The organism is Mesorhizobium sp. WSM4814, assembly GCF_055811595.1.
Map to the genome: position 1 here is coordinate 600,375 of NZ_JBVVQT010000001.1, position 19,440 is coordinate 619,814.

Annotated in this window: 17 protein-coding genes; 12 read left to right on the top strand and 5 right to left on the bottom strand. The window is 62.2% G+C overall.

Annotated features, from left to right (window positions below):
* The first annotated feature begins 6 nt into the window (after window positions 1-6).
* The 5 genes from AC0L2V_RS02875 to AC0L2V_RS02895 all read left to right on the top strand — a co-directional run bounded on the left by AC0L2V_RS02875 (window position 7) and on the right by AC0L2V_RS02895 (window position 4,523).
* Window positions 7-723 carry an HAD family hydrolase gene (locus AC0L2V_RS02875; RefSeq protein WP_473519347.1) on the top strand — a complete coding sequence of 239 codons (717 nt, stop codon included), beginning with the start codon at window positions 7-9 and terminating at the stop codon, window positions 721-723.
* A gap of 320 nt (window positions 724-1,043) precedes the next feature.
* Complete coding sequence (locus AC0L2V_RS02880) at window positions 1,044-1,925, top strand: metal ABC transporter substrate-binding protein (protein ID WP_473519411.1); 882 nt, start codon at window positions 1,044-1,046, stop codon at window positions 1,923-1,925.
* Window positions 1,922-2,827 carry a manganese/iron ABC transporter ATP-binding protein gene (locus tag AC0L2V_RS02885; protein WP_473519348.1) on the top strand — a complete coding sequence of 302 codons (906 nt, stop codon included), beginning with the start codon at window positions 1,922-1,924 and terminating at the stop codon, window positions 2,825-2,827. Before AC0L2V_RS02880 ends, AC0L2V_RS02885 begins: the two co-directional genes overlap by 4 nt.
* A complete protein-coding gene (gene sitC, locus AC0L2V_RS02890) occupies window positions 2,824-3,681 on the top strand; it encodes an iron/manganese ABC transporter permease subunit SitC (protein ID WP_473519349.1) in 858 nt (285 codons plus the stop codon). Before AC0L2V_RS02885 ends, sitC begins: the two co-directional genes overlap by 4 nt.
* Window positions 3,678-4,523 (top strand): metal ABC transporter permease, encoded by an 846-nt coding sequence (locus AC0L2V_RS02895; RefSeq protein WP_473519350.1) that lies wholly within the window; start codon window positions 3,678-3,680, stop codon window positions 4,521-4,523. Before sitC ends, AC0L2V_RS02895 begins: the two co-directional genes overlap by 4 nt.
* 137 nt (window positions 4,524-4,660) lie before the next feature.
* Here AC0L2V_RS02895 and AC0L2V_RS02900 read toward each other — a convergent pair whose 3' ends face one another.
* The 4 genes from AC0L2V_RS02900 to aceA all read right to left on the bottom strand — a co-directional run bounded on the left by AC0L2V_RS02900 (window position 4,661) and on the right by aceA (window position 7,589).
* Entirely contained in the window at window positions 4,661-5,104 is a 444-nt protein-coding gene (locus AC0L2V_RS02900) for a Fur family transcriptional regulator (protein WP_023800311.1), read from the bottom strand.
* 195 nt (window positions 5,105-5,299) lie between these two features.
* Window positions 5,300-5,713, bottom strand: a complete 414-nt coding sequence (locus AC0L2V_RS02905; protein ID WP_473519351.1) for a response regulator — start codon at window positions 5,711-5,713, stop codon at window positions 5,300-5,302.
* 279 nt (window positions 5,714-5,992) lie between these two features.
* Entirely contained in the window at window positions 5,993-6,235 is a 243-nt protein-coding gene (locus AC0L2V_RS02910; protein ID WP_027156310.1) for an SMc00767 family acetate metabolism repressor, read from the bottom strand.
* 64 nt (window positions 6,236-6,299) lie between these two features.
* Complete coding sequence (gene aceA / locus AC0L2V_RS02915; protein WP_473519352.1) at window positions 6,300-7,589, bottom strand: isocitrate lyase; 1,290 nt, start codon at window positions 7,587-7,589, stop codon at window positions 6,300-6,302.
* A 245-nt stretch (window positions 7,590-7,834) separates the two neighbouring features.
* Here aceA and AC0L2V_RS02920 point away from each other — a divergent pair, with 245 nt between their 5' ends.
* From AC0L2V_RS02920 to AC0L2V_RS02945, 6 genes are all read left to right on the top strand, one after another.
* Window positions 7,835-9,289 (top strand): helix-turn-helix domain-containing protein, encoded by a 1,455-nt coding sequence (locus tag AC0L2V_RS02920; RefSeq protein ID WP_473519353.1) that lies wholly within the window; start codon window positions 7,835-7,837, stop codon window positions 9,287-9,289.
* Between the two features lie 147 nt (window positions 9,290-9,436).
* Complete coding sequence (locus tag AC0L2V_RS02925; RefSeq protein ID WP_473519354.1) at window positions 9,437-10,390, top strand: DMT family transporter; 954 nt, start codon at window positions 9,437-9,439, stop codon at window positions 10,388-10,390.
* Window positions 10,391-10,747: 357 nt separating this feature from the next.
* On the top strand, window positions 10,748-11,845 hold the full coding sequence (locus AC0L2V_RS02930) for a polyamine ABC transporter substrate-binding protein (RefSeq protein ID WP_473519355.1): 1,098 nt from the start codon (window positions 10,748-10,750) through the stop codon (window positions 11,843-11,845).
* Window positions 11,846-11,919: 74 nt separating this feature from the next.
* Entirely contained in the window at window positions 11,920-13,059 is a 1,140-nt protein-coding gene (locus AC0L2V_RS02935) for an ABC transporter ATP-binding protein (RefSeq protein WP_091595229.1), read from the top strand.
* 8 nt (window positions 13,060-13,067) lie between these two features.
* Window positions 13,068-14,042, top strand: a complete 975-nt coding sequence (locus tag AC0L2V_RS02940; protein ID WP_473519356.1) for an ABC transporter permease subunit — start codon at window positions 13,068-13,070, stop codon at window positions 14,040-14,042.
* Window positions 14,039-14,857 (top strand): ABC transporter permease, encoded by an 819-nt coding sequence (locus AC0L2V_RS02945; protein ID WP_287065432.1) that lies wholly within the window; start codon window positions 14,039-14,041, stop codon window positions 14,855-14,857. The genes AC0L2V_RS02940 and AC0L2V_RS02945 overlap by 4 nt, the downstream gene beginning before the upstream one ends.
* A gap of 68 nt (window positions 14,858-14,925) precedes the next feature.
* Here AC0L2V_RS02945 and AC0L2V_RS02950 read toward each other — a convergent pair whose 3' ends face one another.
* On the bottom strand, window positions 14,926-16,776 hold the full coding sequence (locus AC0L2V_RS02950) for an AsmA family protein (protein WP_473519357.1): 1,851 nt from the start codon (window positions 16,774-16,776) through the stop codon (window positions 14,926-14,928).
* Window positions 16,777-17,075: 299 nt separating this feature from the next.
* Between AC0L2V_RS02950 and AC0L2V_RS02955 the strand changes: the two genes are divergently transcribed.
* Window positions 17,076-19,082, top strand: a complete 2,007-nt coding sequence (locus tag AC0L2V_RS02955) for an acetoacetate--CoA ligase (RefSeq protein WP_473519358.1) — start codon at window positions 17,076-17,078, stop codon at window positions 19,080-19,082.
* Window positions 19,083-19,440: the final 358 nt, after the last annotated feature.

A 19,440-nucleotide genomic window follows, 5' to 3' on the forward strand; every position in this document is an offset into this window, starting at 1 on the left:
CGTCGAATGCGGAACAATCATGAATTGACCACGATCGGCTTCGATGCCGATGACACGCTCTGGCAGAACGAGCAGTTCTTCCGCATCACCGAAAAGCGCTTTGCCGCGCTGCTCGCCGATCATGCCGAGGAGGAGCACATCTCGGCAAGATTGCTGGCGGCCGAGAAGCGCAACCTCGCCGTCTATGGCTTCGGCATCAAGGGGTTTACGCTGTCGATGATCGAAACGGCGATCGAGATTACCGACGGCCGCGCGCCGGCCTCGGTCATCGCCGAAATTCTCGCCGCGGGCCGCGAGATGCTTGGCCATCCGATCGAGGCGCTGCCTCATGCACGCGAAACCGTTGAAAAACTGGCGGATGCGTATCGCCTGGTGCTGATCACCAAGGGCGATCTTTTCGATCAGGAACGCAAGCTGGCGCAATCGGGCCTCGGTGACCTGTTCGATGCCGTCGAGATCGTCAGCGACAAGAGCCCCGCTACTTATATCAGCATCTTCAGCCGCCACGGTGATGGCGCCGAAAAAAGCATGATGGTCGGCAATTCGCTCAAGTCGGACGTGGTGCCGGCCATCGAGGCCGGCAGTTGGGGCATCCACGTGCCGCATGAACTGACCTGGGCTCTGGAACATGTCGAGCCGCCGGTCACCGCGCCTCGCTTCCGCCAGATAGCCAATCTCTCGGAATTGCCCCGGCTGGTCGAAAGCATCGGGAAAGCCGGCTGATCGCATGTCTCGGCGTCGAACCGGACGTGCGCGGCAGGCGTATCGATGCCGGACATTGCGCGTCGCAATCCTTGTTGTTCGCTCCGCCAAAGAGCCGCGCTGTCGCTGACCCTCCATCGTGCGGCCCCTCCATCGTGCGGCCCCTCCATCGCGCGGCTCTTGAACAATCGATGCTGTAAAATCGTTTTCCACTTGCAAATCAGTCGCAATTGCAGAATATGCCACAAGCGCGGCGTTACAGCGCCCGCGCGGCATGCGAGTAATCGCGACAGGAGATTTTGATGATCGAGAGATACGGGCGATGGGTTGCCGTCGGGTTGATGGCTGCGGTTTTCGCTGCGGCAGTGGCTTCAAGCTCAGCGAAAGCGCAGGAAAAATTCAAGGCCGTGACGACCTTCACCGTTATCGCCGACATGGCGAAGAACGTGGCGGGCGACGCAGCGATCGTGGAATCGATCACCAAGCCGGGGGCGGAGATCCACAATTACGCGCCGACGCCGGGCGACATTCAGCGGGCTCAGGGCGCAAAGCTCATTCTGTGGAACGGGCTCAACCTCGAAGTCTGGTTCGAAAAATTCTTCCAGAACCTCAGCGACGTGCCCGGCGCCATCGTCTCCGAGGGCGTCCAGCCGATGAGCATCGCCGAGGGACCCTATACCGGCAAACCGAATCCGCATGCCTGGATGTCGCCGACAAACGCGCTGATCTACGTCGACAACATCCGCGACGCCTTCGTCGAGCACGATCCGGCGCATGCCGAGACCTACAAGGCCAATGCGGAAGCCTACAAGGCAAAGATAGAGGCGGCCGTCGCGCCGATCCGCGATAAGCTTGCCTCGATCCCGCAGGACAGGCGCTGGCTGGTGTCGAGCGAAGGCGCTTTCTCCTACCTCGCACGCGATTTCGCGCTGAAGGAGCTTTATTTGTGGCCGATCAACGCTGACCAGCAAGGCACCCCGCAGCAGGTTCGCAAGGTGATCGACGCCGTCAGGGAAAACAAGATCGTCGCCGTCTTCAGCGAAAGCACAGTGTCGGACAAGCCGGCCCGGCAGGTCGCACGCGAGACGGGGGTCCATTACGGCGGCGTGCTCTACGTCGATTCCCTCAGCGAGGCTGACGGCCCGGTGCCGACCTATATCGACCTGCTGCGTGTGACGTCGGACACAATTCAGAAAGGCCTCGCCGCAGGGCTGTCGCAATGAACGAAGCCGTTCCGCCTCTTGCCGCCGCGTCGCAGGATGCGGGAGGCGGACTCGCCGTCCGCGGCGCGACCGTCACCTACCGCAACGGCCTCACGGCGCTGCGCGATGCGAGCTTTGAAATTCCGACAGGCACGATCACGGCACTTGTCGGTGTCAACGGCTCGGGCAAGTCGACGCTGTTCAAAGCCATCATGGGCTTCGTGCGGCTGGCAAAGGGAGAGATTCTTGTTCTCGGACAGCCGGCCGCGGCCGCGCTGAGGAAGAACGTCGTCGCCTATGTGCCGCAGGCCGAGGAGGTCGACTGGAACTTTCCAGTACTGGTCGAGGACGTCGTCATGATGGGGCGTTACGGCCATATGGGCATGATGCGCCTGCCGAAGGCGGCTGATCGCGAGGCGGTTACATCAGCGCTTGCGCGTGTCGGCATGAGCGATTTCCGCAAGCGCCAGATCGGCGAGCTTTCGGGCGGGCAGAAGAAGCGCGTCTTTCTCGCTCGGGCGCTGGCGCAGGACGGGCGCGTCATCCTGCTCGACGAGCCCTTCACCGGCGTCGATGTCAGGACCGAGGACGCTATCATCGAACTGCTGCGCGCGCTCCGGGACGAAGGCCGGGTGATGCTGGTCTCGACGCATAATCTGGGTAGCGTGCCGGAGTTCTGCGACCGTGCCGTGCTGCTCCGGAACACGGTCCTTGCCTACGGGCCGACAGGCCAGACCTTCACGCAGGCGAACCTGGAAAAGGCTTTCGGCGGCGTCTTGCGTCATTTCGTGCTGGGCGGCGCCGGGCTGCATGAGGATGACGACAGGCGCCGCCTTGCCGTCATCACCGACGACGAGCGGCCACTGGTCTTCTACGGAGAGAACGGAGCCATGCAGCACAAGATGCGGGAACCGGACGAATGAGTGTCCTGCTCGAGCCGTTCGGCTACGAATACATGCTCAATGCCATGTGGGTGTCCGCCCTGGTCGGCGGTGTCTGCGCCTTCCTGTCCTGCTATCTGATGCTGAAAGGCTGGTCGCTGATCGGTGACGCGCTCTCGCATTCGATCGTGCCGGGCGTCGCCGGCGCCTATATGCTGGGCCTTCCCTTCTCGATCGGCGCTTTCTTCTCCGGCGGGCTCGCCGCCGCGGTCATGCTCTTCCTCAACCAGCGCACCAAGCTGAAGGAAGACGCCATCATCGGCCTGATCTTCTCCTCCTTCTTCGGCCTCGGCTTGTTCATGGTGTCGCTGTCGCCGACCTCGGTGAATATCCAGACGATCGTGCTCGGCAACATCCTGGCCATCACTCCGGAAGACACGCTCCAGCTCGCCATCATTGGCTTCGTCTCGCTCGCCGTCCTGCTGGTGAAATGGAAGGATCTGATGGTGGTCTTCTTCGACGAGAGCCATGCCCGCTCGATCGGCCTCAACCCGAGCGCGCTCAAGATCATGTTCTTCATGCTGCTATCGGCCTCCACCGTCGCTGCGCTTCAGACCGTCGGCGCCTTCCTGGTCATCTGCATGGTGGTGACCCCCGGCGCGACCGCCTATCTTCTGACGGACCGCTTTCCGCGCCTGCTCGTCATCGCGGTCGTCATCGGCGCGGCGACGAGTTTCGCCGGCGCCTATGTCAGCTATTTCCTCGACGGCGCCACCGGCGGCATCATCGTCGTGTTGCAGACGCTGATCTTTCTCGCTGCCTTCTTCTTCGCTCCCAAGCATGGAATGCTGGCAGCCCGCCGCCGCTCGGCGAGAGCCTTGGAGGCCAGCCTATGAGCATCCTCGATACACTGCTTGCCCCCTTCCAGTTCGGCTTCATGGTCAATGCGCTGATTGCTTCGGTGCTGGTCGCCGTGCCGACGGCGCTGCTCTCCTGCTTTCTCGTTCTCAAGGGGTGGTCGCTGATGGGCGACGCCATCAGCCACGCCGTCTTTCCCGGCGTGGTCATCGCTTACATCCTCGGATTCCCCTATTCGATCGGCGCCTTCGCCGCCGGGATGGTCTGCGCTCTCGCCACCGGCTTCCTCAAGGACAACAGCCGCATCAAGCAGGACACGGTCATGGGCATCGTCTTCTCCGGCATGTTCGGCTTCGGCCTGGTGCTCTACGTAAAAATTCAGTCCGACGTGCATCTCGACCACATATTGTTCGGCGACGTTCTGGGCATCGGCCTGCGCGACATCGTCGAAACGGGGCTCATTGCTGCGATTACGGCCGGCATCATCGGCATCAAGTGGCGCGACTTCCTGCTGCACGCCTTCGACCCGGCTCAGGCGCGCGCGGTCGGTCTTCGGGTCAACCTGCTCCATTACGGCCTGCTTTGCCTGATCTCGCTCACCGTCGTCGGCGCGCTGAAGGCGGTCGGCATTATCATGGCCATCGCCATGCTGATCGCGCCGGGCGCCATCGCCTTCCTGCTGACAAGGCAGTTCAGCGCCATGCTGATCCTGTCGGTGGCGATTGCGGTCGCCGCGTCGTTTCTCGGCGTCTATCTGTCCTTCTTCATCGACAGCGCACCGGCGCCGACTATCGTTCTCATGCTGTCTGCCGCCTTCATCGCTGCTTTCGTCGTCACCACACTCAAAGCGGGCCGAATGGAGCTCGGCGAGGAGGGCTAATGCATGTCGCCCAAAAGCATGCCCTCGGGCCTGACCCGCGGGTGCGCAGCGGTTTTGGGATAACGACATGCATAAAACAAGAACTCAAGCGCGTCGCATGAATCCCTTCAGACGCGACGCGCTTTAGAAACTGGCGGTCATTCTCTGGTTTGACGAGAGCGACGCTGTTTCTGGATCGGCTTCACGTAGATCTCCAGTCTGTGGCTGATGATCGTAAATCCGTGCTGTCGAGCGATTTCCTCCTGGAGCCGCTCGATCTCCGCCGACTGGAACTCGATGACATCTCCCGTCTCGATGTTGATGAGATGATCGTGATGCTCGCGGGGGACGGTTTCATATCTGGCGCGCCGATCGCCGAAGGTGTGCCGCTCCAGAATGCCCTTTTCGCGCAGAAGGCTGACGGTGCGATAGACAGTGGCGAGCGCGATCGTCGGTTCGATGGCGACAACACGGCGATGGAGTTCCACCACATCCGGATGGTCGCTGGATTCGGATAGAACGCGCATGATGACGCGGCGCGGACCGGTGATGCGCAGCCCGAGTTCCCTGCAAAGCGCGGCGATGGTCTGTTCTGAGGACATGTCATGATCCGCCAATATCGACAGCCATGTCGCGAAGTCGGAACATGCCTGCGGATTTGTTCGATGGTGCTATCCCAGATGCGTCGCAATTGCAAAAGGACATCGGACTGGGTTCGCTGTCAGGCGGTCACACACTGACACAGGATATCCAGATCCGATCGCAAGAAGCGAGGAAGGAGCCGGGTAGGACGCCGGCTAGTTGCGTCCGAGCCCGATCAAATGGTCGATCACCGGCTGCAGCCGTTCGGTCGTGATCGGCTTGACGACCACCGCATCGACGACGCTCGACAGGCCGAGGCTCTCCGGCGTGCCGCTCTTGGTCGAGAGCAGGATCACCGAGGGACGCGATCTGCCCGAGATGCGCCGCAGCGCGTCGATACGCGACATCAGTGCGTCGCAGTCCTTGTTGTCGGCTCCGCCATCGAGGACGACCGCTCCGGGAATCAGCGAGCGCAGCGTCGTTGCCGCCGTTTCGGGCGATTCCGAGATCGGTTTGAGCCCGGACCGTTCGACGATTTTCGAAACCACCACCCGGTTGACCGGCGATTTTCCGACGACGAGCACGCGGGTGAAGTCGGTGAGCATTTCGGGGTCCACATTCCGGCTCATCAAACTCAACTGGTTCACAGTGCGATTCAAGGGGCGCATGAGCAGGGCGGGCACTCGCTGGTTTCAATGCAGGGTTGTACTTTGGAAACAATTGCCGTGAGATCGCTGCCTATGTCAAGTTGAAATGGCCGGCGTCGAGAACATCACAAGAAAGGTTAAAATTTAAAGCAAGTTCTTTTCTGGCCGTGCATGCAAACTGGTTGTGCAAGTGCAAATCACCTGCGCAGAGAACTGCGCAGGTGATGCCGCATCCGGCAGCAGGATTTCGTCGGATTTCGATCAGCCGACGCTCCGCTGCGTGACGATGACCGGGATCAGCAGGTCGCCCCAGTTGCCGTCGCCGCCATGGTGCCGTGCCGAGCGCACGAGTTCTACCGACACACCGGCCTCGACCGCCTTCATCACCGACTGGTTGAGCCTGTGCAGGTCGTTGGCCAGCATGCGGATGGTCGCCTGCTGGTCGACGGTCATCGTGGTGGCCTGTTCTTCGGCCCGTTCCTTGACGCGGCTTATCGATGCCATTGGTCTTCTCCTTGCGTATTTTTTACCCTTTTTGGGGCGTTGCCTCTATTTTGTTGCGTTCGTGCTATTCCGCCGCCGGTTTGAACTGGGCGTGCTCGGTCGATTCATGCATGGCCGTGGTCGAAGACCGGCCACCGGTGATCGCCATCGACACGGCGTCGAAATAGCCGGTGCCGACTTCGCGCTGGTGCTTGGTCGCGGTGTAGCCGTGGGCTTCCGCCGCGAATTCAGCCTCCTGCAGTTCGGAATAAGCCGCCATCTGACGCGCCTTGTAGCCGCGGGCGAGTTCGAACATGCCGAAATTGAGCTGGTGAAAACCGGCCAGCGTGATGAACTGGAACTTGTAGCCCATGGCGCCGAGTTCCTTCTGGAACCTGGCGATGGTGGCATCGTCGAGGTTCTTCTTCCAGTTGAACGACGGCGAGCAATTATAGGCGAGAAGCTTGCCGGGATGGTGCCTGTGCACGCCCTCGGCGAACTTTTTGGCCTGCGCCAGATCGGGCTTGGAGGTTTCGCACCAGATCAGGTCGGCGTGGGGCGCGTAGGCGACGGCCCGTGCGATGCAGGGCTCGATGCCGTTCCTGACTTGATAGAAGCCCTCCACCGTACGGCCGGCGCCATAGTCGACGAAGGGCCGGTCGCGCTCGTCGATGTCGGAGGTGAGCAGCTTTGCCGCTTCCGCGTCGGTGCGCGCGACGACCAGCGTCGGCGTGCCCATGACGTCGGCGGCAAGCCGCGCGGCGTTGAGGTTGCGGATGTGTGCGGCGGTCGGGATCAGCACCTTGCCGCCCAGATGGCCGCACTTCTTCTCCGACGCCAGTTGGTCCTCGTAGTGGACGCCGGCGGCACCCGCCTCGATGAAGGCCTTCATGATCTCGAAGGCGTTGAGCGGTCCGCCGAAGCCGGCTTCCGCATCGGCGACAACGGGCGCGAACCAGGTGTCGACCGAAAGCCCCTTGCCTTCGGAGGTCTCGATCTGGTCGGCGCGCTGCAGGGTGCGGTTGATGCGCTTGACCAGTTCGGGCGCCGCATTGGCGGGATAAAGCGACTGGTCCGGATACATGGCGGATGCGGTGTTGGCGTCGGCCGCGACCTGCCATCCGGACAGGTAGATCGCCTTCAGCCCGGCCCGGACCTGCTGCATCGCCTGGTTGCCCGACATGGCGCCGAGCGCGTTGACGAAATCCTCTTCGTGGATGAGCTTCCAGAGCCGGTTGGCGCCCATTTCGGCGAGGCTCTGCCGGATCTGGACCGAACCGCGCAGCCGCTTCACGTCGTCCGGCGAGTAGGGCCGCTCGATGCCGTCGAAGCGGCCTTCCGGCGCCGAGGGGACGAGGTTGTAAAAATCAGTCATTGGTCGCTCCGACAGATCGTTGTTGGGATAGAAACGCCGCCTCATGAAAATTTCTGCGCCGTTTTGATATGACAGCATTTACATTTTGACGCGGGCCAGGCGAGGAGAACCAGAGGATTGGCTGGAAAATAAGGGAAAACCTGTGTTGCGTTTGACAGTCAGGCGCTGTAAATCTGTCATGATTGTAAAAGGCCGGCATGGCAGCGCCGCGCGGGAGTCATGTAAATTCTGTCAAGGACAGCCGAGTGGCCGATCAAAAAATCTTCGCCGGGCCGCGCATCCGCCGCATCCGCAGCGCCAAGGGCCTGACCCAGACGGCGATGGCCGAAGGTCTTGGCATCTCGCCGTCCTACCTCAATCTCATCGAGCGCAACCAGCGGCCGCTGACGGTTCAGCTGATCCTCAAGCTGGCATCTGTCTACAAGGTCGACCCGCATGAATTGCAGGGCGAGGCGAGGGGGTCGGTCACCGCCCTGAAGGAAGTGTTTTCAGATCCGCTGCTGGTCGGCGAATTGCCTGGTGACCAGGAGCTGATCGAGCTTGCCGAGGCGGCGCCCAACGCTTCCGCCGCGGTGATAAAACTGTTTCGCGCTTATCGCGAGCAGGCCGAGCGCCTTTCCGACCTCAACGAACTCCTGGCGCGTGAGGGCAAAGCGACGGCGCTGTCCGGCGCCCGCTTGCCGATCGACGAGGTGCACGAGATTTTCGAGCGCCGTCCGAACCATTTTGCCGCGCTGGAAGAGGAGGCCGAGGCATTCATTTCGGTGCTCGATCCCGGCGACGACCTGCTCGGTGCGCTGAAGGCCTGGCTGAAGCGCGAATACGGCATCGTCGTCAAGGTGCTGCCGGTCGCCACCATGCCGAACTGGCGCCGCCGCTACGACCGCCATTCGCAGCGTCTGTTCCTGTCCGAGCGCCTGTCGCCGTTCGACCAGTTGCGCGAGGTGGCGATGGAGGCCTGCCTGATCCGCATGACGGTCGCCGTGGCAAGCGAGATCCAGGCGCTGAAGCTGACCACGGATGAGGCCCGCCGGCTCGCCCGCTTCGAGCTTGGCCGCTACGCTGCCCACGCGCTGATGATGCCCTATCAATCCTTTCACGCAGCCGCCACACGCGCGCGTTACGACATCGACGTGCTGCGCTCGCGCTTCGGCGTCTCCTTCGAGCAGGCGGCGAACCGGTTGACCACGCTGCAGCGGCCGGGCACGCCGGGCGTGCCGTTCTTCATGCTCGAGGTCGACAACGCCGGCAACCGCTTCCGCAAGGCTGGCAGCCAGGGTTTTCCGCAGAGCCGCTTCGGTGGCGGCTGTCCAAAACTTCCCGTGCATGCCGCCTTTACCCAGCCCGGCCAGATCTTCGTCGAGGCGGTGGAAATGCCCGACGGCGCCGAATTCCTCTGCGTTGCCCGCACGCTCGAGGGGCCGCAAGGCTCGTTTGCGGAGCGCCCGCGCCGTACCGCACTTCTGCTCGGCTGCGACATCGGCTTTCGTGACGAGATCGTCTATGGCGCGGCACTGCCGGGGCCGGCTGCCGCTGCGGCCGGAAAAGCCGGCCAGGGCACAAGTCCGGCCACGCCGGTTGGCCCGGCCTGCCGGCTGTGCGAACGCATCGGCTGCCTCGCCCGCGCCGAGCCGCCGGTGACGCGCCCGCTCGGCCTCGACGAGATGGTGACCGGACTAAGCGCCTTCGATTTCCAGTGAGGTCCCGGCAGGCGACTGCCGTCTTTGCCACAACCATCGCTGCCCGGTGGACCACGCTCCGCCGCTGCCTTTGCGCTAGGCGAATGTGGCACGTTTCTGTCGTCCGCTGTGCATCGTGTTGCCTCGAAATCGCCGACAGTCGCAATCATGACCGATATATCATCATCACCGTTAGCCGTTTCGCCTGTCGTCTCGCCGCGTGACGAGCGTGTCGGCTTCCTGCTGATTTTCCTGTCGGCGCTGATGTGGAGTTTCGGTGGCGCCATCGCCCGTTTCATCGACGCCGGAGACAGCTGGACGGTGGTGTTCTGGCGCTCGGTCTGGGCCGCCGCCTTCCTCATCTGCTTCATGGTCTGGCGCGACGGCTGGCACGGCACGGTGAGGTTGTTCCGCGGCATGGGCCTGCCCGGCCTTGCCGTGGCGTTCTGCTTCGCCACCGCATCGACCTCATTCGTCGTGGCGCTTGCCTACACCACTGTCGCCAACATCCTTTTGATGCAGGCCGGCGTGCCGCTCCTGGCGGCGCTGTTTGCCTGGGTGCTGTTTCGCGAACGGGTGGCCTTGGCGACCTGGGTGGCGATTGCCGCCGTCATTGCCGGCGTTGCCATCATGGTATCGGAATCGCTCGACGGCGCGGTGTCGCCCATCGGTGACGGCCTGGCGCTGCTCATCGCCGTGATGTTTTCGATCGCCACGGTCATCACGCGACGCTTTGCCCATGTGCGCATGACGCCGGCGACCTGCCTCGGCACGATGATTGCCGCCGCATTCGCGGCGTCGCAGGCATCGCAATTCGGCGTTTCCAGCAGCGACATGGGTTTCCTGTTTGCATTCGGCGTGGTCAATCTCGGTCTCGGCCTTGCCTTCTTCGCCACCGGTGCCCGGCTCGTCCCGGCTGCAGTCGCAGCACTGCTCGGTACTTTCGAGCCGATCCTCGGCCCGATCTGGGTCTGGCTCATCCATTCCGAGGTGCCGTCCGGACGCACCATCCTTGGCGGAACGGTCGTGGTCACGGCGCTGCTCGTCCATATCGGGCTCGAATTCAAGCGTCAGACGCGGCCGGTGCGGCCGGGTGTCACCGGTATCCCGTCGCCTAATTGATGCAGCGCACGCGCCAAAGCGAGATGAGCCATTGACAATGGCGCAGCCGCGCGGGCAGGCTGTCAATACGGCAACAACAAGACAGGCTCATCTTGCCAAGTCTCCCCTCCGGCCCGACCGAGACCGGACAACATCGTCGTATCCCTGCCCGCGCCGTGGCGAGAGCCTTTGACGGCGCCGGAATGCCACCTGGATCACGACATGGAAACGGGGGGCTCGGCCGTTGCGCATCGAACCGCTGTCGTGTTGGCGGTTCGCGCTTGTCGCTTGTCGGAAAGCCCAATAATCTGAAGCAAACGCCCAGCCGCGCAGCCCTGCGACGAGCTGGCGATGGAACACTCATCAAAGGAGAGACGCATGATCCGCAAAGCATTCTGGCTTTCGGCGACCTCGGCATTTCTGGCGCTTTTCACCCTCGGCGCTCATGCCCAGGACCGCGTCGTCAACGTCTATAACTGGTCGGATTACATCGACAGCTCGATCATCGACGACTTCACCAAGGAAACGGGCATCAAGGTCACCTACGACACCTTCGATTCCAACGAGCTGCTTGAGACGAAACTGCTTGCCGGCGGCAGCGGCTACGACGTTGTCGTACCGACCGCCAATTTCCTCGCACGCCAGATCCAGGCAGGGGTGTTCCAGAAGCTCGACAAGTCGAAGCTGCCCAACATTTCCAACATGTGGGACGTCGTTTCGGAGCGCACGACCAAGTACGATCCCGGCAACGAATATTCGATCAACTACATGTGGGGCACGGTCGGCCTCGGCTATAACGTCAAGAAAGTGCAGGAAGCGCTCGGCACCGACAAGATCGACAGCTGGGACGTGTTCTTCAACCCGGAAAAGCTGGCCAAGCTGAAGGATTGCGGCGTCTATGTCCTCGATTCTCCGAGCGACATCCTGCCGAACGCCTTCAAATATCTGGGCATCGATCCCGAGACCACGTCGCCGGACGATTTCGCCAAGGCCGAAGAAGTGATGCTGAAGGTCAGGCCTTACATCCGCAAGTTCCACTCGTCTGAATATATCAACGCGCTGGCCAATGGCGACATCTGCCTGGCCGTTGGCTGGTCGGGCGACGTGTTCCAGGCACGCGACCGTGCGACGGAAGCAAACCAGGGCGTTGAGATCGCCTATTCCGTGCCGAAGGAAGGCGCCGAAATGTGGTTCGACCAGATGGCGATCCCGGCCGACGCGCCGCATGTCGCCGAGGCGCATGAATTCCTGAACTACATGATGAAGCCGGAAGTCATCGCCAAGGCGAGCAATTTCGTCTTCTACGCCAATGGCAACAAGGCGTCGCAGCAGTTCATCGACAAGGAGATACTCGAGGATCCGGCGATCTACCCGGACGAGGCGACGCTGGCGAAACTGTTCACCATCACCCCCTACGATTCCAAGACCCAGCGCGTCGTCACCCGCACCTGGACCAGGATCGTCACCGGGCAGTAAGCGACAATCAGCGATCCCGGCAGGTGCTGCCGGGGTCAAGTCTTCTGGGGATAGAACGCAGGACGGAGTGGGACATGAAATCGCTTGGCAGCATCCGCAGGGATTTCGCGCCATGGAACGATCCGAACGCCAAGCCGTACATCCAGTTCGACAAGGTCACCAAGAAGTTCGGTGACTTCACTGCCGTCAACAATTTGTCGCTGACGATATTCGAGCGCGAGTTCTTTGCCCTGCTCGGCGCATCCGGCTGCGGAAAGTCGACGCTTCTGCGGATGCTCGCCGGTTTCGAGGAGCCGACCGCCGGCCGCATCCTGCTCGACGGCCAGGATCTGCGCGGCATCCCGCCATACCGGCGGCCGGTCAACATGATGTTCCAGTCCTATGCGCTGTTCCCGCATATGACGGTCGAAAATAACATCGCCTTCGGCCTCAAGCAGGACGGCATGCCGAAGCCCGAGATCGCGGCGCGCGTTGGAGAGATGCTGAAGCTGGTCAAGCTAGAGCAGTTCGCCAAGCGCAAGCCGCACCAATTGTCCGGCGGCCAGCGCCAGCGCGTCGCGCTTGCCCGTTCGGTCGCCAAGCGGCCGAAGGTGCTGCTGCTCGACGAGCCGCTGGGCGCGCTGGACAAGAAGCTGCGCGAGGAAACGCAGTTCGAGCTGATGGATCTGCAGCAGTCACTCGGCCTCACCTTCGTTGTCGTCACCCACGACCAGGAAGAGGCGATGACCATGGCCGACCGCATCGCCATCATCGACAAGGGCGAGGTGATGCAGGTGGCGACGCCGGCGGAAGTCTACGAGGCGCCGGGCTCCCGTTTCGTCGCCGGCTTTGTCGGCAACGTCAATATGTTCGAAGGCAAGATTGCGCATGGCGAGGCGGGCGCGGCAAGCATCGATGCCGGCAACGGCATCACCATCCGCACCGAGCATGCCGGCGATGCCGCAACTGGCGCGGCCGTCGCCTTCGCCATCAGGCCGGAGAAGATCAGGATATCGTCGACGAGACCGGCCGGCGCCGTCAACGCCATCGAGGGCGAGGTCTACGATATCGCCTATCTCGGCGACATGACCGTCTATCACGTCAGGCTGGACGACGGCCAGGTGGTGCGAGCGAGCACGATGAACGCGGCCCGCATCACCGAGGATCCGCTGAGTTGGAACGACCGTGCCTGGGTGTCGTTCCGGCCGGATGCCGGCGTCGTGCTGACGCGATAGGGGCGGCCATGTCGAATGCCGCTGTCACCGCTGCAACAAGCTCTCGAGCCACCGCTGCCGACAAATCCGCCCTGGCCAGGCTGGGAGAGGCCTTCGTTGGCCGTCTTGTCATCCTCATCCCGTATCTATGGCTGGTCTTTTTCTTCCTTGTTCCGTTCGTCATCGTCTTCAAGATCTCGCTGTCGCAGACCGCGATCGCCATACCGCCCTACACGCCGGTGCTCGGCTTCGGCGACGGCCTTGCCGGTTTCTTCGCCCAGCTGAATGAGCTCAGCATCGACAACTACACATGGCTGACGCAGGACGCGCTCTACGTCAACGCCTATGTGACCAGCGTCATCGTCGCCGCCATCTCGACGGTGCTGACATTGCTTGTCGGCTACCCGATCGCCTACGGCATGGCGCGCGCCCCGGCGGTGCTGCGCCCGACTTTGCTGATGCTGGTGATCCTGCCGTTCTGGACCTCGTTCCTGATCCGCGTCTACGCCTGGATCGGCATCCTCAAGCCTGAGGGGCTGCTCAACCAGCTGCTGCTCGCCACCGGCGTAATCAGCCAGCCGCTGATCATCCTCAACACCTATACGGCGATCTTCATCGGCATCGTCTATTCCTACCTGCCGTTCATGGTGCTGCCGCTCTATTCGTCGCTGGAAAAGATGGATTATTCGCTGATCGAGGCAGCCAAGGATCTCGGCTGCCCACCGACCAGCGCCTTCTGGAAGATCACCTTTCCGCTGTCGCTACCCGGCGTCATCGCCGGCTGCCTGCTGGTGTTCATCCCCGCCGTCGGCGAATTCGTCATTCCCGACCTGCTCGGCGGCTCACAGACGCTGATGATCGGCAAGACGCTGTGGAACGAGTTCTTCGCCAATCGTGACTGGCCGGTGTCTTCGGCCGTCGCCGTCATCCTGCTGTTGCTGCTGATCGTGCCGATCATGCTCTTCCAGCGGGCCCAGGCCCGCGCCCAGGAGCAGGACAGATGAACCCGACCTGGAGCCGCTTCAACATCACTTCGATCGTGCTCGGCTTTGCCTTTCTTTACCTGCCGATCGTCCTGCTCGTCGTCTTCTCTTTCAACGAATCGAAACTTGTCACCGTCTGGGGCGGCTTCTCGACCAAATGGTACGTCTCGCTGTTCCACAACCAGGGTCTCATGGACGCCACCTGGGTAACGGCCCGTGTCGCCGTCATCTCGGCCACCGTGGCGACCGTGCTCGGCACGCTGGCGGCTCTCACCTTGACGCGCTACACGCGCTTCAAGGGCCGGACGCTGTTTTCCGGCATGGTCTTTGCGCCGCTGGTCATGCCGGAAGTCATTACCGGCCTGTCGCTGCTGCTGCTCTTTGTCGCCGTCGGTCTCGACCGCGGTTTTGTCACCGTCACGCTTGCCCACATCACCCTGACCATGTGCTTCGTCGCCGTCGTCGTGCAGTCGCGCCTGATCACGTTCGACCGCTCGCTCGAAGAAGCCGCGATGGATCTTGGCGCGCCGCCGGTGAAGACCTTCTTCCAGATCACGCTGCCGGTCATCATGCCGGCGATCGTGTCCGGCTGGATGCTGGCGTTCACACTGTCGCTCGACGATCTGGTCATCGCCAGCTTCACCTCAGGGCCTGGCGCCACCACGCTGCCGATGAAGATCTACAGCCAGGTTCGTCTCGGTGTGACGCCCGAGATCAACGCCGCCTGCACCATCCTGATCGCGGTTGTGGCGGTCGGCGTCATCATCGCGTCGCTCGCCAACAAGCGGCGCGAGGTCCAGCGCCAGCGCGACGAGCAGGCCGCTCAGCGTGGGTGACGAAAGGGGCGGCAGCAGCAAAAGCCGGCAGGAAGCACTTCTGACGACGACCGCAGCAGCTTCGTTGGCTACTCGCCGGATACCCCGCGGCTTATCGGCGAAATGAACGGCGTGCTCCACGTTCCGCCGATGAAGAACGAAGACTGGTTGGGACCTTGGCTATTTGTCTGCGTGGCTGGCTGGTCCGCCTGAATGATGCCGCCGGACAGCGCCAGTCCGCGCCCGGCATAGGAGGCGATGCCGGAAAGCCAGATCTTGTACTTCGCCGAATTCGCTTCGGCCTTGTCGATCTTCGCCACACCGTTCGAAATGCTCGCCTTGAGTTCGGCCCCGTCGATCGGCAGCGTTCCGTCGGAGACATCATCGAGCGCGAAGAACCCGCCCTGTTCATTGTGTTTGAGAAACGCCGGCAGGTTGAACCGGCTCAACGCGCCTTGGCCGAATTTCGCCGAAACCGAGCCGTCGGCATTTTCGAAAATGGAATCCCAGGTTCTGCCCGGCCCCTTGAGGATGACCGAAACGGTTCCCGTGCCAATCGGCACCAGTCGCGTCATTCCGGCTGCGGTGCCAAAAGCGCCGCCGTCGATGTCGGAGGCGAGCAGCCTGATCTCGACCTGCGTGCCTTCCGGCTTGCGGTCAAAACGAAGGCTGCTCTGGATGTTGCCGCCAAAGGCCGATGCATCGGAAATATCGAAGACGGCAAGGCCGTTCTTGACCTGGGCAGCGGCGGCGACGTCGGCAAGCTGGATGGCGCCTGCGGTGGCCTGCGCTGCCGACAGTCTGAGATCGAGATCGATGCGGTCGGCGACGCTTATGTCGATTTCGCCGGGGCCAGCGCCGTTCGCGGGCGCCAGGGGTGCGAAGGCGGAGAGAAACGACCGCAGGTCGAGCGTCTCGAAGGCGAGCGTACCGGCGATCACTGGCCGCGCCTCGCCAAAGGAGAAATCCAGCGCACCCATTCCCGGATTGTCGTCCAGGGCGATCTCGGTGTTTTCGAATTTAATGCGGCCGGAGGTCGCCGTGAGCTTGCTGGAAACGGAAACCGAGCCAATTGCTGCGCCCGGCGCGATGCCGGCCCGCGACCATTCGAGCGCGCGCCTGAGCGAGGGTGCGGCAAATTTTGCCTGGCCGTCGAAATAGGCGTTCTCGGACATGCTGGCCACGCCGTCGAACGAAAAACCGGCAGGGGCCGCCTTGAAGGAAAGCGTCATCGGCGCCGCACCTCCGCCAAACAGCACCAGCGGGTTTGACGATGCGGCATCCACGGCGACGCTTTCGCCGCGCCAGATCCCGGTCGCCGACAGCGTCGCATTGCTGTTCATTGCGGCCCAGTTCGCCTGGCCGCTCAGGCTGCTCAGTATCTCAGCGTCCTTACCATCGACGGAGGTCACCACGCGGCCGTTCCTGAACTCCACGGTGCCGAACGGATCAGCCGGCAGCTTGCTGAGGTCCGGCTTGGCTGGATTGGCGCTGACAACGGCGCGAGCGATGTCGATGGACCGGGTGATGCGCCCGCCCGAAGGCAGGGCGGGCAGGAAAAATCCATGTGCTGCGCGTTGAACCCTGATCGTCGGCCGGATCAGCCGCGCCGTCGAGAACACCACATTGCCACGCAATGCCGCCATGGCGGAGAGATTGACCTCGACCCGTTCAGCCTCGATCACCGGCGGCGCGTCGGTCTCTGTCCATTGCGAAAGCGTCACGTCGGCCAGGATGGCACGGAAATTCGGCCAGACTTCGATCCGTGGCGCGCCGTCGATGGTGACCCTGAAACCGCTCCACGCACTCATTTCCCAGGCGATGCGGTCGCGCACGATACGGGTCGAGGCGACGAGCGGCAGGGCGGCAACGGCCAGCGCGATGACGAGCACGGCAACACCGATCGCCCATATTCCGCGCCGGATCAAAGGTGATGGCATGTCGCCCCGTATGCTTCCGTTCCGACAAAAAATCGCCCGACGGGTGTAACCCCAGTCGTTTACCTACGACTTAGGGCTGACGCATTTCAAGTCTTTATGGCCCAGCGATGGCATTTGCGCACATCCGCGTCGCTCGGCCGAACAAAATCTTGCTCTGCTGCGCTGCGATATGCATAAGCGATTCCAATGCATGTCGCCAAAATGCGCAACGTTTTTGGATAACGACATGATAATAACAAAAGTCTAAAGCGCGTCGCGTGAATCTCTTCAAGCGTAACGTGCTTTAAGGAGGAACGATCATGGCTGGCGACGCACCGCTCTGGATACCGACCAAAGACCAGATCGACGCGGCGCCGATGACCGCCTTCATGCAGGCCGCGGCGGCCGCAACCGGCAGGTTTTTTTCCTCCTACGGCGATCTTCATCGTTGGTCGATCGACGATCGCGAGGCGTTCTGGAGCCTGGTCTGGGAGTTTTGCGGGATCGTCGGCGACAAGGGCGCCAATGGGGGCGCCAATGGGGGCGCCGCTGGCGGGATCAGTGGCAGCGAGCGCGTACTTGTCGATGGCGAGAAGATGCCCGGCGCCGCCTTCTTTCCGGACGCCAAGCTTAACTTCGCCGAGAACCTGTTGAAAAAAACCGGGCTCGGTGACGCCATCGTCTTTCGCGGCGAGGACAAGGTCGAGCGCCGGCTCTCCTGGAACGAGTTGCATGCGCTGACCTCGCGGCTGCAGCAGCTTTTCCTGTCGCTCGGGGTGAAAAAGGGCGACCGCATCGCCGCCATGATGCCCAACATGCCGGAGACGGTCGCGGCAATGCTGGCGACAGCCTCGATCGGCGCCGTGTGGTCGTCCTGCTCTCCCGATTTCGGCGAACAGGGCGTTCTGGACCGGTTCGGTCAGATCGAGCCTGTCGTCTTCATCGCGCCCGACGGTTACTGGTACAATGGCAAGGCGATCGAGGTTGCCGACAAGATCGCGGCGGTTGCGGCAAAGCTCGTCACCGTCCGCAAGATCCTGATCGTCGACTATCTCGGCACGTCGACCGACGTGGCGGCGACCATCGAGAAGGCGACTGCGCTGGACGAGGCGCTCTCATCCTTCGCTGCCAAGTCGGTCACCTTCGAACGGTTGCCGTTCGCGCAGCCGCTCTACATCCTGTTTTCTTCCGGAACGACCGGCATCCCTAAATGCATTGTCCATTCGGCCGGCGGAACGCTGATCCAGCATGTCAAGGAAGAACGGCTCCACGCCGGCCTGCTCGACGGCGACCGCTTCTTTTATTTCACCACCTGCGGCTGGATGATGTGGAACTGGCTGGTCTCCGGCCTGGCGTCGGGCGCAACCCTTCTGCTTTATGACGGGTCGCCCTTCTACCCTGACGGCAACGTGCTGTTCGACTTCGCCGACGCCGAGAAGATGACCTATTTCGGCACCTCGGCCAAATTCATCGATTCCGTGCGCAAGGCCGGCCTCAGGCCGATCAACACGCACGATCTTTCCAGCGTGCGCACGATCTCCTCCACCGGCTCGCCACTGTCGCCGGAAGATTTCCGCTTCGTCTATGACGGCATCAAGAAAGACGTGCATCTCGCCTCCATCTCCGGCGGCACCGACATCGTCTCCTGCTTCGTGCTCGGCGTACCGACCCAACCGGTATGGATCGGAGAGATCCAGGGACCTGGCCTCGGCCTCGCCGTCGATGTCTGGGACGACGACGGCCAGCCGCTCAGGCAGGAAAAGGGTGAGCTCGTCTGCACCAAGGCGTTCCCGGCGATGCCGATCGGCTTCTGGAACGATCCCGAAGGCAAGAAATACCACGCCGCCTATTTCGAGCGCTTCGACAATGTCTGGTGCCACGGTGACTTCGCCGAATGGACCGCCCATTGCGGCCTGGTCATCCACGGCCGTTCCGACGCGACGCTCAACCCGGGCGGTGTGCGGATCGGCACGGCGGAAATCTACAACCAAGTCGAGCAAATGCCGGAAATCCTGGAAGCGCTGTGCATCGGCCAGGATTTCGACAATGATGTGCGGGTCGTGCTGTTCGTGCGGCTGGCGGCCCGCGTTGAACTCGACGCCGAGCTGGAAAAACGCATCCGCGCGAAAATCCGCAGCGGCGCGAGCCCGCGCCACGTCCCGGGTAAAATCGTCGCCGTCGCCGACATTCCACGCACCAAATCGGGCAAGATCACCGAGCTTGCGGTGCGCGACGTGGTGCATGGCCGTGCCGTCAAGAACAAGGAGGCGCTGGCCAATCCCGAAGCGCTCGAGCTGTTCCGCGACCTGCCGCAGCTGGCCGATTAGTTTCTCGAGGTCCAGGACATGCGATCCGTCACGCGTTCAAACGGAGTCGAGCACGGTTAACGAAATATCTCGCTCGAATTTACCTAGATTTCATGAGTGGTACACATTGGTAAATTTTTCGCGGTGCCGGTAAGGTTTTGTTAAGGGCCGACATCGATAGTCGTGCGTAACTTGAGGGAGAAATCCCGTTCCTCTAAATCCCCAGAGGATCTGAATTCGCTCAAGCCCCGATGTACAGCAATCATTCAAGGCGTCCTGTTGGACGCCTTTCTTTTGTGTGCCGAGCATGAGCCAAAGTGGACACCGGTTTTGGGAAAATCCGATGCTCAAACAAAGAGATAGAGCATCGGACCCAAAA

Coding starts and splice junctions, on each gene's coding strand:
- AC0L2V_RS02885 (WP_473519348.1), top strand. CDS start 1,922: ATGAACGAAGCCGTTCCGCCTCTTGCCGCCGCGTCGCAGGATGCGGGA.
- AC0L2V_RS02945 (WP_287065432.1), top strand. CDS start 14,039: ATGAACCCGACCTGGAGCCGCTTCAACATCACTTCGATCGTGCTCGGC.
- AC0L2V_RS02940 (WP_473519356.1), top strand. CDS start 13,068: ATGTCGAATGCCGCTGTCACCGCTGCAACAAGCTCTCGAGCCACCGCT.
- AC0L2V_RS02955 (WP_473519358.1), top strand. CDS start 17,076: ATGGCTGGCGACGCACCGCTCTGGATACCGACCAAAGACCAGATCGAC.
- AC0L2V_RS02880 (WP_473519411.1), top strand. CDS start 1,044: ATGGCTGCGGTTTTCGCTGCGGCAGTGGCTTCAAGCTCAGCGAAAGCG.
- AC0L2V_RS02925 (WP_473519354.1), top strand. CDS start 9,437: ATGACCGATATATCATCATCACCGTTAGCCGTTTCGCCTGTCGTCTCG.
- AC0L2V_RS02935 (WP_091595229.1), top strand. CDS start 11,920: ATGAAATCGCTTGGCAGCATCCGCAGGGATTTCGCGCCATGGAACGAT.
- AC0L2V_RS02895 (WP_473519350.1), top strand. CDS start 3,678: ATGAGCATCCTCGATACACTGCTTGCCCCCTTCCAGTTCGGCTTCATG.
- sitC (WP_473519349.1), top strand. CDS start 2,824: ATGAGTGTCCTGCTCGAGCCGTTCGGCTACGAATACATGCTCAATGCC.
- AC0L2V_RS02905 (WP_473519351.1), bottom strand. CDS start 5,713: ATGAGCCGGAATGTGGACCCCGAAATGCTCACCGACTTCACCCGCGTG.
- aceA (WP_473519352.1), bottom strand. CDS start 7,589: ATGACTGATTTTTACAACCTCGTCCCCTCGGCGCCGGAAGGCCGCTTC.
- AC0L2V_RS02930 (WP_473519355.1), top strand. CDS start 10,748: ATGATCCGCAAAGCATTCTGGCTTTCGGCGACCTCGGCATTTCTGGCG.
- AC0L2V_RS02910 (WP_027156310.1), bottom strand. CDS start 6,235: ATGGCATCGATAAGCCGCGTCAAGGAACGGGCCGAAGAACAGGCCACC.
- AC0L2V_RS02950 (WP_473519357.1), bottom strand. CDS start 16,776: ATGCCATCACCTTTGATCCGGCGCGGAATATGGGCGATCGGTGTTGCC.
- AC0L2V_RS02900 (WP_023800311.1), bottom strand. CDS start 5,104: ATGTCCTCAGAACAGACCATCGCCGCGCTTTGCAGGGAACTCGGGCTG.
- AC0L2V_RS02875 (WP_473519347.1), top strand. CDS start 7: ATGCGGAACAATCATGAATTGACCACGATCGGCTTCGATGCCGATGAC.